At 42.5% G+C, this 13,648-nt stretch carries 14 protein-coding genes; 6 read left to right on the forward strand and 8 right to left on the reverse strand.

The annotated features are described in order from the left end of the window. Positions 1-84: 84 nt before the first annotated feature. The gene (locus tag ACRN9H_RS05045) at positions 85-696 is read right to left on the reverse strand and encodes a DUF5610 domain-containing protein (RefSeq protein WP_432312716.1); all 612 of its coding nucleotides are present in this window, start codon (positions 694-696) and stop codon (positions 85-87) included. 260 nt (positions 697-956) lie between these two features. On the opposite strand from ACRN9H_RS05045, the gene ACRN9H_RS05050 reads away from it, so the two are divergent. Then, entirely contained in the window at positions 957-1,487 is a 531-nt protein-coding gene (locus tag ACRN9H_RS05050) for a histidine phosphatase family protein (RefSeq protein WP_432312862.1), read from the forward strand. A gap of 500 nt (positions 1,488-1,987) precedes the next feature. After that, positions 1,988-2,197, forward strand: a complete 210-nt coding sequence (locus ACRN9H_RS05055) for a hypothetical protein (RefSeq protein WP_076497920.1) — start codon at positions 1,988-1,990, stop codon at positions 2,195-2,197. A gap of 114 nt (positions 2,198-2,311) precedes the next feature. Here the strand turns inward: ACRN9H_RS05055 and ACRN9H_RS05060 are convergent, their stop codons facing one another. Both ACRN9H_RS05060 and ACRN9H_RS05065 read right to left on the reverse strand, forming a co-directional pair. Next, positions 2,312-2,569, reverse strand: coding sequence for a hypothetical protein (locus tag ACRN9H_RS05060; RefSeq protein WP_220773183.1), 258 nt, complete (start codon positions 2,567-2,569; stop codon positions 2,312-2,314). 80 nt (positions 2,570-2,649) lie between these two features. Further along, positions 2,650-4,443, reverse strand: coding sequence for an ABCB family ABC transporter ATP-binding protein/permease (locus tag ACRN9H_RS05065; protein WP_432312719.1), 1,794 nt, complete (start codon positions 4,441-4,443; stop codon positions 2,650-2,652). Between the two features lie 481 nt (positions 4,444-4,924). Here ACRN9H_RS05065 and ACRN9H_RS05070 point away from each other — a divergent pair, with 481 nt between their 5' ends. After that, complete coding sequence (locus ACRN9H_RS05070) at positions 4,925-5,101, forward strand: hypothetical protein (protein WP_220773687.1); 177 nt, start codon at positions 4,925-4,927, stop codon at positions 5,099-5,101. Between the two features lie 73 nt (positions 5,102-5,174). Here the strand turns inward: ACRN9H_RS05070 and aroG are convergent, their stop codons facing one another. From aroG to ACRN9H_RS05090, 4 genes are all read right to left on the reverse strand, one after another. Next, entirely contained in the window at positions 5,175-6,230 is a 1,056-nt protein-coding gene (gene aroG, locus ACRN9H_RS05075) for a 3-deoxy-7-phosphoheptulonate synthase AroG (protein ID WP_263187599.1), read from the reverse strand. Between the two features lie 247 nt (positions 6,231-6,477). Beyond that, positions 6,478-6,816, reverse strand: coding sequence for a hypothetical protein (locus tag ACRN9H_RS05080; RefSeq protein WP_220773685.1), 339 nt, complete (start codon positions 6,814-6,816; stop codon positions 6,478-6,480). Between the two features lie 172 nt (positions 6,817-6,988). After that, a complete protein-coding gene (locus ACRN9H_RS05085) occupies positions 6,989-8,239 on the reverse strand; it encodes an ammonium transporter (RefSeq protein ID WP_432312720.1) in 1,251 nt (416 codons plus the stop codon). A 10-nt stretch (positions 8,240-8,249) separates the two neighbouring features. Further along, positions 8,250-8,588 (reverse strand): P-II family nitrogen regulator, encoded by a 339-nt coding sequence (locus ACRN9H_RS05090; RefSeq protein ID WP_220773683.1) that lies wholly within the window; start codon positions 8,586-8,588, stop codon positions 8,250-8,252. 340 nt (positions 8,589-8,928) lie between these two features. Here ACRN9H_RS05090 and ACRN9H_RS05095 point away from each other — a divergent pair, with 340 nt between their 5' ends. Next, the gene (locus ACRN9H_RS05095) at positions 8,929-9,471 is read left to right on the forward strand and encodes a hydrolase (protein WP_432312721.1); all 543 of its coding nucleotides are present in this window, start codon (positions 8,929-8,931) and stop codon (positions 9,469-9,471) included. 80 nt (positions 9,472-9,551) lie between these two features. Here the strand turns inward: ACRN9H_RS05095 and nrfA are convergent, their stop codons facing one another. Continuing rightward, positions 9,552-10,955 (reverse strand): ammonia-forming nitrite reductase cytochrome c552 subunit, encoded by a 1,404-nt coding sequence (gene nrfA / locus ACRN9H_RS05100; protein ID WP_432312723.1) that lies wholly within the window; start codon positions 10,953-10,955, stop codon positions 9,552-9,554. Positions 10,956-11,197: 242 nt separating this feature from the next. On the opposite strand from nrfA, the gene narQ reads away from it, so the two are divergent. After that, positions 11,198-13,015, forward strand: a complete 1,818-nt coding sequence (gene narQ, locus ACRN9H_RS05105; protein WP_432312725.1) for a nitrate/nitrite two-component system sensor histidine kinase NarQ — start codon at positions 11,198-11,200, stop codon at positions 13,013-13,015. After that, positions 13,008-13,637: a response regulator gene (locus ACRN9H_RS05110; RefSeq protein WP_220773679.1), complete on the forward strand. Its 630-nt coding sequence runs from the start codon at positions 13,008-13,010 to the stop codon at positions 13,635-13,637. The genes narQ and ACRN9H_RS05110 overlap by 8 nt, the downstream gene beginning before the upstream one ends. Positions 13,638-13,648: the final 11 nt, after the last annotated feature.

Raw genomic sequence — 13,648 nt, forward strand, 5'->3', positions numbered from 1 at the left:
CCTAGCATAGACTGTTATCCACACAACAAAAACCCCTTATTTCAAGGGGCGCTTTACCTAAAAATGTTTAATAAAACATTAGCTTTAACCGGTTTGGGTATCTTGCGATTTTGGCTTAATACTATCTCTAAAAGCTTGTAGACCGTCTTGTACTAGAGCATAAGTTTTATCAACACCCGTGGCGATATCTCCCTGCAGCACTTTAAGGCCAGATAAAATATCCTTTGCATCCTTAAAACCACTATCAATAGCACCACCAATAATGCCCATAAAACTCTCAAGTTGGTCGTCTAGATTCATACCTGAATGTTGCTGCTGATGAACACTAAAAAACTTAGTCGCAAAGCTCACTATCCGCTCTGCGGTGGCTTCTGGTGAAGTATCGACGCCATTGTCGTAAGCGGTTTGAATGGCGTTCTCTCCCATCGTTGGCGCTAACTCTTTATTAATCGACTCTATCGCAGCACGATAAAGTAATACCATAGACTGATCACCGGATTTAATATTGACGTCCTGCTGCGCCGATAAGATCGCCTGATTCATCAGTTGTTTACTTGTTTGCTGAGCGGTTTGCTTAGCGGTAACTTTAGGTTCTTTTAAATCACTCACATCGGTATTCTTAGGCGCCGCGTTTTCAGCATATTTTTTCTGTGGCAAAGCTGTACTTTGCACTTGGGGAGATTTATTAATTTCCATGATGGCTTCCATTCAGCTCAAGTTAATTTGATTATCGGGTTAACTTAATTATCGACCAAAATTCAACCAGCTTTAGTAATTTTTAGAATTGAAGTACCATCGAAGCCACAAAGTTCTGATATACCCTGCATAAGTTAGCTATTTTTATGACCGCTAATACATCGCTGTTGCCAAACTGATTACCCATAAATGCTAATAAAGGATATTACACAATGGCAGTAAGTCGTCTCATTAATCATGTGCTTAAATGTTATTCACTGATGTGTATAAAACGATTTAACCTACTGGCGTTTATTATATTCATGAGTCTAAATATCGCGCCGATTAGCCAAGCTAATGCGGAAAATCGATTGATAATTATTATCAGACATGCCGAAAAAGCTGATGTGTCAGCGAAGGATTCACCCTTGTCTCCTCAGGGAGTAATACGCGCGACGTCACTGATTACTACTCTACATCGCACGCCGCTATCGCAACTCATTGCAACCCAGTATCAGCGGACCCAGCAAACGCTTGCGCCCATAGCTGAAGTACGCCATTTACCGGTAACAATAGTGGAGGTTGCCAATCCTATCGAACAACATATCCAGCATATTGTTGAGCAAGTGCATGCCGTGCAAGGTAATACACTGATTGCAGGCCACTCCGACACTGTGCCACTCATCATCAAAGCCCTTGGCGGGCCTGAAATCCAAGCGATTAATGAAGATGATTACAGCCAGCTGTTTATACTCTCGCTTAATGATGGACAACCCGCGAGCTTAATCGCAACCCGTTACGGACAAGAATAAGGAAAATAATATGAGTGAGCTCAATGGGTTTATGTAGGGGTTGGATCTGTTTTCTGGGCTCTTTTGGATTCTGGTAGATCTTGGGGTTCTAGTAGTCATAGATATGTATATCGCTGACAAAATACAGACTCAGCAAGCGGTTAAGCATAAATATCTCGTCATTAGCCACTTTAGATACTTATTCGAGAAATAAGGCGAATTATTAAATAATACTTTTTTGCCTAAGATAGGGAAGAACTTCCTTTTAATCGAGCAAAATGTAGCAGGGTATCCCGCGCAACTAAAAATATGTATAGAGGCATAGTGTTCAGTTTCACTCGACAAATACTATGCGCATATGCCCAGCAGGCTTAAACCACGCGCGGCGACTGGACTGTAAAACTTTCGTCTACACTGTATCTAGATAAGGTATATTTGAATCTGTACCACAAAAGAGGTAAAATCCGTGAGGTAAGACAACATTTTGATAATCTTACCTACACAAAACATAAGGAAATACCTTGAAACCTAGTTTCTTAAGCCAGCAGCCACTCAGTAAAACGGTCAGCTCGAGCTGTAAAAGCTGCAACCGTTTAACGGAGATCGAAGGCGAGATGGTATGTTTTCGTGAAGGACAGATTATTAGGCTCACTCTAATTGATGAATCGACACCTAAACTAAATCTATTATGTGAAGGTTGGAAAGCAGCAAAGCTAAACGACAAAGCTTGATTTTTTGTTGCGCTGAGCATTTCTAGCATATAGGTTTTCAGGGGTATTGAGACTAACAACCGCGCTCGACTTCCTACCTTGTGTTTTTACATTACCCATCCAGCCTTTACTCACCTAACGTCGACCCATACTATAACTTGCTGGCATATTCATCTCACGGATAACCCCCGCAAGCACCATTTCTGCATTGACCTTTGCCAAGGTAAGACTGCGAGTCGTCACTAATAGCCCCGCATTTAACTCAGCGTAAATACGTTGTAATGAGCCATAGTCGACACCGCGATCTTTCAATGTTGCCATAATGGCATACCAATCAGTGGCGACTTTTTCTTCTTTGCCTTCAATATTCACTCTCAGTGTCATATTTTTCATGCTTGAATCTCTTCCGATTGATGTATTGCCATTGAGTATAGAGAGTTCAAGCTGAATAAAGACTGAATTATTTTGGGCTATTAGCTGCTTAGGTGCGCATGCTGCTCATTTTGTATTCGCCATAATTTGGCATATAAGCCATTTGCTAAGAGTAATGTCTGATGATTGCCTTGCTCAACAATCTCTCCTTGGCTTAATACCACAATTTGGTCAGCATCGACGATAGTCGATAATCTGTGAGCCACTACTAGGCTAGTGTGCCCCTTAGCCACTTCACGCAGAGCCGACAAAATAGCCTGTTCAGAACGGCTATCAAGTGAAGATGTCGCTTCATCAAAAACCAATACAGGTGAGCCTTTTAAGATGGCCCTTGCGATTGCAACCCGTTGTTTTTCACCGCCTGAGAGCTTTAAGCCGCGTTCGCCCACTTTTGTGTCCCATCCCTGAGCAAGTGAGTCAATGAACTGTTCTAAGTGTGCCAGCTTAATCGCATTTCGTACCTCTTCGTCGCTCGCACTCGGTCGGCCATAACGTATGTTCTCAACTAACGAATCGTTAAATAGCACAGTATCTTGCGGCACTATGGCAATCGCGCGTCGCAGTGCGTCTTGCGTAAGATGACGGATATCTTGACCATCAATTTTAATCGCGCCTTGGTCTACGTCGTAAAATCGAAATAACAGTTTAATCAGCGTCGACTTACCCGCGCCGCTATCGCCTACGACGGCGAACTTTTTACCCGCTGCGACCTTAAAACTCACATCCCGAAGAATGGGGCGCTCATCATAACTAAAACTCACCTGTTCAAAAGACAGCTCTCCCTTTGAAGGCTGAAAATCTAATGCTTGGGGTGAATCAACGATCATCGGGTGCTTATCGAGCAAGCTGAACATGCGTTCAATATTGGCTAATGCACCGCGAATTTCGCGATATACAAAACCTAAAAAATTGAGGGGTAAAAACAGCTGCATCATAAAGGCATTAATCAATACAAAATCACCTAATGTCATATCGCCATAGGTGACTCGGTAGGCCGCCAACGCCATCATAGCCGTCATTGCTAAGGCAATAATGACAGCCTGACCACCATTAAGTGCAAACAAAGATAAACGGTTTTTACGTTTTGCTACTTCCCACTGCTCAAGCGCTTGATCGTAACGACTAGACTCGTATTGCTCATTATTAAAATACTTTACGGTTTCATAGTTCAATAAACTATCGATAGCACGGGTATTTGATAAGGAGTCAGCCTTAGCGGCATCGCGTACGTATTCGGTGCGCCACTCAGTCGCCACCACTGAAAAAATAATATAAGCCAGCACAGCCACAAAAGTGATTGCCGCAAAAGCGATACCATAGTTGAAGAAGAAAATGCCGATAACCATGACAATTTCAAGTAACGTGGGCACAATATTAAACACCATAAAGCGCATGAGAAAACTCACACCGCTGGTACCGCGTTCAATATCTCGGGATAGACCACCGGTTTTACGCTCTAGGTGAAAATCGAGATCAAGACGGTGTAAATGCTCAAATACGGCCAGTCCTAAGCGCCGAATCGCCCGCTCAGTCACGCGACCAAACAAGGTATCACGGATCTCCCCTGTAATTGCAGTCAACAAGCGCACTGCGCCATAGGCTAAGACTAACCCTACCGGCACACTCAGTGCTTGCACCGTTTTATCGGCATCTAAAGTATCAACCAAGTGTTTTAAAATAAAAGGTAACGCAAGACTGGTGAGTTTAGCCACAACCAAACATGACATTGCTAGTGCTATACGGCCTTTGTATTCCAACAAATAAGGCCAAAGTAACTTCATCACATGCCAGTTTAATCTCTCAACCGGACCGTCTAAATAGTGCGTTGGGCGCATGGAATATAACCTTTAATGAGTTAGATTAGCTGTAATAATGCCGAGCTAAAATAAGCAGTGTGAGACAGGTAAAGCGTGAATAAAATAAAATAGATTCCATTCTCCGACCGCCCGACCAGCTTACTGTGTGAGGCTGGTTATCTTAACCTAATTCAACGGTAAAAGTTGATGCATCTAGCTCAGCTTTAATTATTCATATCGAGCAAAATGATACCGCGGTCAGTATTCTCATCGATGCTTATAATTTCAACAGTAATCGCCGATTAAAATAGAATATTAGCGCCATAATGCTATTGGTAAGCTTTTATCAAGATAACTCCAATTACTGATTATTTTTCGTTTTCGCGCTAAGTATCGTCTAAATAGTTATGAAAACAGCCAGGATTTGTTAATATCGCCCTCTAGTTTGGGTGATTGTAACGCCTTGGCTATCGCGATAATATTAATGTATATCCATTAAATTAAGATCAAAGGAAGCGTTATGTTTGACTCGGCTAAAGTTCAGTACCCACCCCTACCACTGATCCAAACTTGGGTGTGGATGATGATTGAATCAGGCAACCCAGAGATCCAAGATAAAGGAAGAGAAAACCTTATTGCCGCCTTTGGTAGCTTAGCCAAAGCCAATGAATATTTAGCTGAAATAAGCACAATCTAATAATAAAAAAATAGTAAAGGCGCTTATATAGCGCCTTTATCCAGCATGATTAAGCTTAACTTTTTTATTAAAATTAATTCTGCCGGCGTTCAATAATGCTCTTATTTAAGATGGCTAAAAGTCGCTCGGTATCATCCCAGCCAATACATGCATCGGTCACACTCTGGCCATAGCATAATGTTTGACCTTCTATTAAATCCTGACGACCTGCGACGAGATGACTCTCAACCATCACACCAAAAATAGCCGTATTACCCGCGGCAACTTGAGAGGCTACATCCTCTGCAACCACCATCTGGCGTTGATACTCTTTACTGCTATTAGCATGACTAAAGTCGATCATAATATTATCAGCAAGCTGAGCTTTTAATAATTGTTCGCTAATTTTAGCTACATGCGGTGCACTGTAATTTGGCTCACGACCACCCCGCAAAATAATATGACAATCAGGGTTACCCTTAGTCGAGACAATTGCCGAATGGCCTAGTTTAGTCACAGATAAAAAATGATGTGGCGCATTGGCGGCACCTATCGCATCGATTGCAACCTTAATCGTGCCGTCAGTCCCATTTTTAAAACCAACTGGGCATGAGAGACCCGAAGCTAATTCTCTATGTACCTGTGACTCTGTTGTACGGGCACCGATAGCCCCCCAACACATTAAATCTGCCATATATTGCGGGGTGATCATATCGAGAAACTCACCCGCTGCTGGCATACCGCTGTCATTTAAATCCACTAATAATTTACGCGCGGTACGTAAGCCATCATTAAGTTTAAAGCTGTTATCCATGTAGGGATCGTTAATCAAGCCTTTCCAACCCACTGTGGTTCGCGGTTTCTCAAAATACACTCGCATTACAATTTCGAGTTGATCTTTATAGCGTTCACGCAGCGCAACTAAACGCTGTCCATATTCTAATGCGGCCTTAGGATCATGGATTGAACAAGGTCCAATCACCACTAAAAGGCGATCATCTGTCTTGGCGAGAATATTGTGAATATTATTGCGCGCATTAAATACTGTCGCAGAAGCTTTTTCGGAAGCAGGAAATCGTTCAAGAATCGCAATAGGAGGAAGTAACTCTTTTACTTCTTTAATGCGAACATCATCATTTTGGTAATACATAATTCTACTGCTCCAACGCTGGTATTTTAGGCTATTTCTATCGCTGCAATAAGGGATCTCAACTGCAATACTGAGTTAAATTTATCGAGTCTGAAACGTCAATGCAACCAACTTGTTTCTATTTGAAAAAATCAAATATAACTGATTGTTTTAATATATTTTTAAATTCAGTAACTCTAAAAGTTGCATCTAATGACATTCACACTCAATCGTTCATTTCACGGTAACTGCAGAGTTAACCTGCTAGCTACTGTTGAGGTGGATCAATCTCAATATATAACTCGCGCTGCTGATAATTATATGGCCGATAATGATGTTCACCACAGGAAAAATATCGATAGGGACGTATTACAGTAATGCAGCCAAGGGGTAAAGCCTGCAGTATTTGAATTTGTTGCTGCCGACGAATCGACTCCTGCCATTCAAAATCTTTAAGCACTTGATCGCGCACCGCAAAAGCATCTACAGGCTCACTCGAACGATTAACGATCACTTCGCCAGCAACAACAGTCGTTGATATCAGACCCGAGATAACTATCAAAAAAAGGCTTCTAACTCGACGAGCTGCGTTTAAATTCCACCGCATAATTAGCTCCTAAATCATCGCTATAATATAAATTCGTTTAGTCAGCAGCTTAATACTCAGCCGACTCGTTTGTTCTACATTGACTCTCAATAAAAAACGACATCCATAAAAAAACAGAGCCGAAGCTCTGCTTTACTATCCCTCGAACCACGCTATGCATCAAGGTGTTTTATCAACTCGCACTTTTCACTGTGACGAACTCAGGGTACGCATCAATACCGCAATCAGAAGAATCCATACCGTTATATTCCTCTTCCTCGGTAACGCGGATCCCCATAGTCACTTTAATCACATACCAGACTATAAATGATGAGCACAATACCCAAGTGAAAATCAATGCAGCCCCAGTGAGCTGTGCACTGATCGTCGCGTCACTGTTGGATAATGGCACACACATTAACCCTAGGAATCCGGCCACACCGTGCACTGAAATTGCGCCAACAGGATCGTCGATTTTGATGCGATCTAAACCCACTATCGAAAATATAACAACAGCACCGGCCACTAAGCCAATGACCCCCGCCATTAATAGCGATGGAGATAATGGATCTGCAGTAATGGCGACTAAACCAGCGAGAATACCGTTGAGTACCATAGTGAGATCTGCTTTGCCCCAAATCATCTTGCACACAATAAGAGCCGAGATTGCACCACAAGCGGCGGCGGTATTAGTGTTAACGAACACTTTAGCGACTGAGCTGGCATTCGCCGCATCCGAGAGCATTAATTGCGAGCCGCCGTTGAAACCAAACCATCCCATCCACAAAATAAACATCCCTAAGGTTGCCATAGGTAAGTTAGAGCCTGGTATAGGATTCACTTGTCCGTTAGGACCATATTTCCCCTTACGCGGCCCCAATAATAATACTCCCACTATTGCAGCCGTCGCTCCCGTCATATGCACGATACCGCTACCCGCAAAGTCTACAAAACCCAGTTTAGTGATAAACCCTTGTCCCCACGTCCAATAACCTTCAACAGGATAAATAATCCCTGTCATTACCACGGAAAAGAACAGAAAAGCCCATAACTTCATCCGTTCAGCCACAGCCCCAGAGACAATCGACATCGCCGTGGCAACAAAGACGACTTGGAAGAAGAAATCAGCTTCGAGCGCATGACTTGCGTCTGCAGATTGAGAGCCGATTAGCGTACCTAAACTAGGTAACCATCCCCCTTCAGCGTTATCTACGTACATAATGTTATAACCAACGAGCAAGTACATAACGCAGGCAATTGAATATAAAATCACGTTCTTTGTTAATATTTCAGTGGTATTTTTAGAGCGGACTAAACCCGCCTCTAACATTGCAAACCCCGCGGCCATCCACATAACCAAAGCACCTGAAACTAAAAAGTAAAATGTATCAAGCGCAAAGCGTAATTCAGTGACTGTATTGCCTAATTTTGTTAACTCTTCCATTGTTAGCCCCTTATAACGCTTCTGTATCGAGTTCACCCGTACGGATACGGATAGCGTGTTCTAAATCAACAACAAAAATCTTACCGTCGCCAATTTTCCCGGTATGGGCCGCGGTGGTAATAGCCTCTATCAGCATGTCCAGATCCTCGGCCTTAATCGCTATTTCGAGTTTTACTTTTGGCAAAAAATCCACCTGATATTCGGCGCCTCGATACAGCTCTGTGTGCCCTTTTTGACGGCCAAAGCCCTTAACTTCGGTCACTGTCATGCCCTCAATGCCGATTGCAGCAATAGCCTCTCGGACATCATCCAACTTAAATGGCTTTATGATTGCGCTGACGAGTTTCATTTTGACCTCCAAAAACACGATTGTTATTAACTTGTATCAAAGACAATTCAATCATTAGGCCATATATTTAAGGTGTTGATTTTTAATTATTAAAACTATTGTAAGTTATTTTTTTAGGCGATGACTGCACCATAAAAGGGCAGTGAAAGATAAAGTCTGCTCTTTTAACGAGCAATGCCGCTACGGTAACCATTCGACCTTAGGCCTATTGGTAACAGGGCTAAATTGGGGTTTACTGGGTAAGTAGAAAATGAAGTAAGAACTAAACCACGCAGTCCTAATAACAAAGATAAGACTAAGATAAGACTAAGATAATCATCAAGCGCAGAAGGAAGGCCCGATGTTAAAACCCGAAGAATGTGTTCTTGTTATCGTCGATGTGCAGGGAAAACTCGCACAAATCATGGATAACAGTGAAAAATTGCACCAACAGCTACAGACCTTAATTCAAGGTGCACAATTATTTGAAATCCCCATACTCTGGTTAGAACAACTACCCGATAAACTTGGCACCACCAGCCCTGAGCTACAAACCTTACTGAATAAAACCAGCTCCCCTATAGCCAAACAGCATTTTAGCGGCTGGCACTGTGAAGAGTTTGCACAAGCACTCACGAAGGAAAATCGCAAACATGTATTACTCGCAGGTATTGAAACCCACGTTTGTGTTTACCAAACCTGTTGCGATCTTATCGAACAACAATATGCAGTGCATATCGTTGCTGATGGCGTCTCCTCACGCAGTGCCGATAATAAACAACTTGGGATCCAGATGATGACAGCACAAGGGGCACAGTTAACCAATGTGGAATCGTTATTATTTGAATTACAGCACCAAGCACAGGGTGATCGCTTTAGAGCATTAATCAAACTCATAAAGTGAGTTTTATACCCAATAAAAAAGCCCTCAATATCGAGGGCTTTTTAGTTGAGTATGGTTAACTCAGTTTAAAATATGACTGATTATTTGTAGGTTGCTTCGCGTTTTTTCGCTTCTGCATCCCACTTAGGTAACACGTTTTTCTTGAATGCTTCTTTCTCTGCATTCATTTTTTCCATGTCCATACCTAATACAGCTTGTGCTTTAGCTTTAGTCGAAATATCTGGAACGGCCACTGGATCTGTGATGCCTTTTTTACCCAGTAACTGCGCTAACTTAACCCGCGCATCAGCAGCTTTATTGACTGATGTTCCCAGCATACGCAGTGCTTCTTCCGGAGCATGAGCCGCTACGCCGTGAGACGCAATAGCTAAGTCCCAACGCCATTGTGAGTGACGGATATCATTCAGAATTGGTTTCATTTCTTCTTCAGTTGCGCCAGCTTTCCAAGCCGCAGCAGCTTCAAAGTGTGCTTTGACTAATTGCTCTTCCGCTTTCAACTTCATTTCTTTAACTTTGGCTTTACGCTCATTCGTCACACCGACTAAAAACTCTTTAGTTTGGTTGTGGCAAGTTGCACATGTTTCTTCAAAACGGTCAAATGGATTGCCCACTTTATGATCAGTAAACTTCTTACCTGCTGCACTGGTCACTTTTGGCATGTGGCAATCAACACAACTCACGTTATTCATACCGTGAATGCCCATTTTCCACGTTTCGTACTCAGGATGCTGAGCTTTTAGCATAGGTGTTTTAGAAAGAGCATGTGTCCAATCTGAAAATTGGATTGAGTCATAATAGACTTCCATTTTGTCAACTGTCATTCCCATATCCCATGGGAATTTAACAAAATTCTTTCTATCTTCGGTTTTCTCAAAATAATATTCAACGTGGCACTGACCACAAACCATTGACTCTTTATCTTGTTTTGAAGCCTTGCTAAAAGGTGTACCTATCGCTTCAAAAGCACGTTCTGCATAAGGGCGTGAAATACGCAACTTTGGAGAACCTTTTTCATGGCAATCACCACAGCCAATAGCATTAGTCACTTCAGGGCCACCCTTAGCCCACTTACCTTTGAAATAACCGTCTTCGCCTTGCTCCTCAATCATACGAGGTACATCTGGGCTCTTACAGCTCCAGCATGCCATAGGCATTGGACCATCTTCTGCATCTGCGGGGGCACCTGTACGTAGAGTATTACGCATATCGGTTATCGCATACATGTGACCACGTGGCGCATTATAATCTTTAGCAAAACCATAACCTGCCCATAAGATCACCATATTTGGGTCTTGGGCAAGCGCATCAACTATCTCTTCACTTTTATCCGTGTCATGCCAGCTATTATATTGATTAGCAAACTTATCTTTATAAACTTCGTTACGAGGCTCAGTCTTGTCACTCGCCATTGCGCTCGCCACCATGAAGCTGGCGGCAACCAATGCACTCAATGCAAAGGACTTACCTGTCATCTTCTTCATCATCTTATCTCCGCGTTGCATTATTGTTATAAATACGACATCTCCATTGTCAAACTTAGTGATTTAACCCTGCTAAAAATATACCTCTTAGTGAGTATATAGTGTGAAGTTTGCGCTAGATCAAAATGTAATAGTGTTGTTGTTCACATTTCTGTGTTTTTGTTAATGTATTACATTATTTTCTAATGTAAAAAACCACTGTAAAACGCGGCAACAACAGTGGACACCTGATGGACAGCGGAATAATGAAGCGAGGTAGTCTTACCTCAAAAATATTAGGGTTAATGTTAGTGCTTATTCTGCTTTCGAGTAGTTTATCGACCTTTGCTATCATCAATTTGTCTTACAGTTTGGGCGATGCCAAAGCCATTAACGCTTCTGGATCGCTACGCATGCAAAGTTACCGACTGATGTTCTATGCCAATGCAGGTAGCGATAATGCCCAGCAAAAAATAATAGAGTTTGAAAATACCTTACACTCTGAAGCATTACAGCCTGCAACGGGCTGGTTAAGCCAGCCAAAAATTGCCAACCAATATCAACTCGTAGTCGATAAATGGTTAGTGATGAAACACTACATAGAGCAGGAAAACTCACGCGATTATGTGACGTCTTTAAAGGACTTTGTCGATACCATCAATTTATTGGTACTCGAAATGGAGCAGCACGCCGCCTTTAAACTTAAGTTACTTGCCGTCAGTCAAATTTTAGGCTTAGGTCTAATGTTAATTATTGCCTTTGTCGCCGTACGCTTTACTCGCAAAAAAGTGGTGATCCCGCTACAAAAACTCATGGAATCGGCAAATACCATTTCAAAGGGTAATTTTGAAATTGAAATGCCCGAAACTGAATATATTGAACTCACGGCATTAAAAAATGCGCTACAAAAGACCGCTAAAGAACTCGCGACTCTGTATGGTAATTTAGAGTCTCAAGTAACTGAAAAAACCTTGGCACTCACTCGGGCCAATAACGAGCTGGCATTTTTGTATGATAATCTAATCACACTAAATGCGAATAAACTTGATTACAAAGCATTAAAAGCCGCGCTAAATCAGCTAAAAGATTATGAATCACTCGATTATTTACGACTCATTATTCAGTACCCCGAACAAGAGATTGAGGTGATTGAAGCCGATGGCGGCTGGCCCAACACACCACAGGATAGTACGCGTTTCCCACTGCAATTTGAGCAAGCTAATCTAGGTTATTTAGAGCTGATCTCTGACCAAGCGCCTAATATTGCACTTTTTCGTAATTTCGCCATTATGCTCAACCGCTCTATTGTGATCCACAATGCGACAGAACAGAGACAGCAATTAGCCTTAATGGAAGAGCGCGGCGTGATTGCCCGGGAATTACATGATTCCCTTGGACAAGTGTTGTCTTTCTTAAAAATCCAAATTAGTTTACTGCGTAAAAACTTAGATTACAGTTGCCGCAGCCCTGCAGTTGAAAATCAACTCACCGAAATCAACGAAGGGGTGAGCACTGCCTATGCGCAGCTCAGGGAGTTACTCTCCACTTTTAGATTAACAATCAAAGAGCCTGATCTGAAAAGTGCCCTAGAAACCATGCTTGAGCAACTTAGAGCAAAGACAGAGATCAAGATCACTTTAGACTATAAACTGTCGCCACAATGGCTTGAGGCAAAGCAACATATCCACATATTACAAATCACGCGAGAAGCCACACTCAATGCCATTAAACACGCCAACGCAAGCCTGATTAACATACGTTGTTATAAAGATGAACATGGTATGGTCAATATCAATGTGTGCGATAACGGCATAGGTCTCAAATATTTAAAAGAACGAGATCAACATTTTGGCATAGGGATTATGCACGAGCGAGCGAGTAAACTCTCTGGTAGGGTTATTTTTAGTGATAACGCGCCCACTCACTTCGAGCCAGAAACAACAGCTATTGGGCAAGGATGTAGTAAACAAGCAGGTGCACTCAGCCCCGATAATCCATTAGGCCCAACGCAGTATGCCAACGGCTCAATCGGCACTAGAGTGACGCTTATTTTTCCCTCTCAACAGGAGCCTTCAAATGGGTAAACCTTATTCTGTTTTGGTGGTCGATGACCATCCTCTTTTACGTAAAGGTATCTGTCAGCTCATCGCCTCAGATACTGATTTCAGCCTATTTGGTGAAGCCGGTAGCGGTTTAGATGCATTAACCGCCGTCGCCACCGATGAGCCCGATATCATCTTGCTCGACCTGAATATGAAAGGCATGACAGGCCTTGATACCCTCAACGCGATGCGCCAAGAAGGTGTGACTTCACGCATAGTGATACTCACTGTTTCCGATGCCAAACAAGATGTTACCCGTTTACTACGCGCAGGTGCCGATGGCTATTTACTCAAAGATACTGAGCCCGACTTACTGCTCGAAAAACTCAAAAATGCCATGCTTGGCCACAGGGTAATAAGCGAAGAAGTTGAGGAATATCTTTACGAATTAAAAGATGCTACCGATGAGCAAGAATGGATTACGACCCTAACCCCAAGGGAGCTGCAAATATTGGAGCAACTGGCAGAAGGATTGAGTAATCGAATGATTTCAGAGCATTTACACATTAGCGAAGGCACGGTCAAAGTACACGTGAAAAACCTACTGCGTAAAGCTAATGCTAAATCGAGAACCGAAATGGCTGTGCGCTACCTAAATCAATAATATCTTGAGTA

It is taken from the genome of Shewanella sp. MF08487, assembly GCF_050848685.1.
GTDB lineage: Bacteria > Pseudomonadota > Gammaproteobacteria > Enterobacterales > Shewanellaceae > Shewanella > Shewanella glacialipiscicola.

Coding starts and splice junctions, on each gene's coding strand:
- ACRN9H_RS05070 (WP_220773687.1), top strand. CDS start 4,925: ATGTTTGACTCGGCTAAAGTTCAGTACCCACCCCTACCACTGATCCAA.
- ACRN9H_RS05045 (WP_432312716.1), bottom strand. CDS start 696: ATGGAAATTAATAAATCTCCCCAAGTGCAAAGTACAGCTTTGCCACAG.
- ACRN9H_RS05090 (WP_220773683.1), bottom strand. CDS start 8,588: ATGAAACTCGTCAGCGCAATCATAAAGCCATTTAAGTTGGATGATGTC.
- narQ (WP_432312725.1), top strand. CDS start 11,198: ATGAAGCGAGGTAGTCTTACCTCAAAAATATTAGGGTTAATGTTAGTG.
- ACRN9H_RS05065 (WP_432312719.1), bottom strand. CDS start 4,443: ATGCGCCCAACGCACTATTTAGACGGTCCGGTTGAGAGATTAAACTGG.
- ACRN9H_RS05095 (WP_432312721.1), top strand. CDS start 8,929: ATGTTAAAACCCGAAGAATGTGTTCTTGTTATCGTCGATGTGCAGGGA.
- nrfA (WP_432312723.1), bottom strand. CDS start 10,955: ATGATGAAGAAGATGACAGGTAAGTCCTTTGCATTGAGTGCATTGGTT.
- ACRN9H_RS05080 (WP_220773685.1), bottom strand. CDS start 6,816: ATGCGGTGGAATTTAAACGCAGCTCGTCGAGTTAGAAGCCTTTTTTTG.
- ACRN9H_RS05050 (WP_432312862.1), top strand. CDS start 957: ATGTGTATAAAACGATTTAACCTACTGGCGTTTATTATATTCATGAGT.
- ACRN9H_RS05060 (WP_220773183.1), bottom strand. CDS start 2,569: ATGAAAAATATGACACTGAGAGTGAATATTGAAGGCAAAGAAGAAAAA.
- ACRN9H_RS05110 (WP_220773679.1), top strand. CDS start 13,008: ATGGGTAAACCTTATTCTGTTTTGGTGGTCGATGACCATCCTCTTTTA.
- ACRN9H_RS05085 (WP_432312720.1), bottom strand. CDS start 8,239: ATGGAAGAGTTAACAAAATTAGGCAATACAGTCACTGAATTACGCTTT.
- aroG (WP_263187599.1), bottom strand. CDS start 6,230: ATGTATTACCAAAATGATGATGTTCGCATTAAAGAAGTAAAAGAGTTA.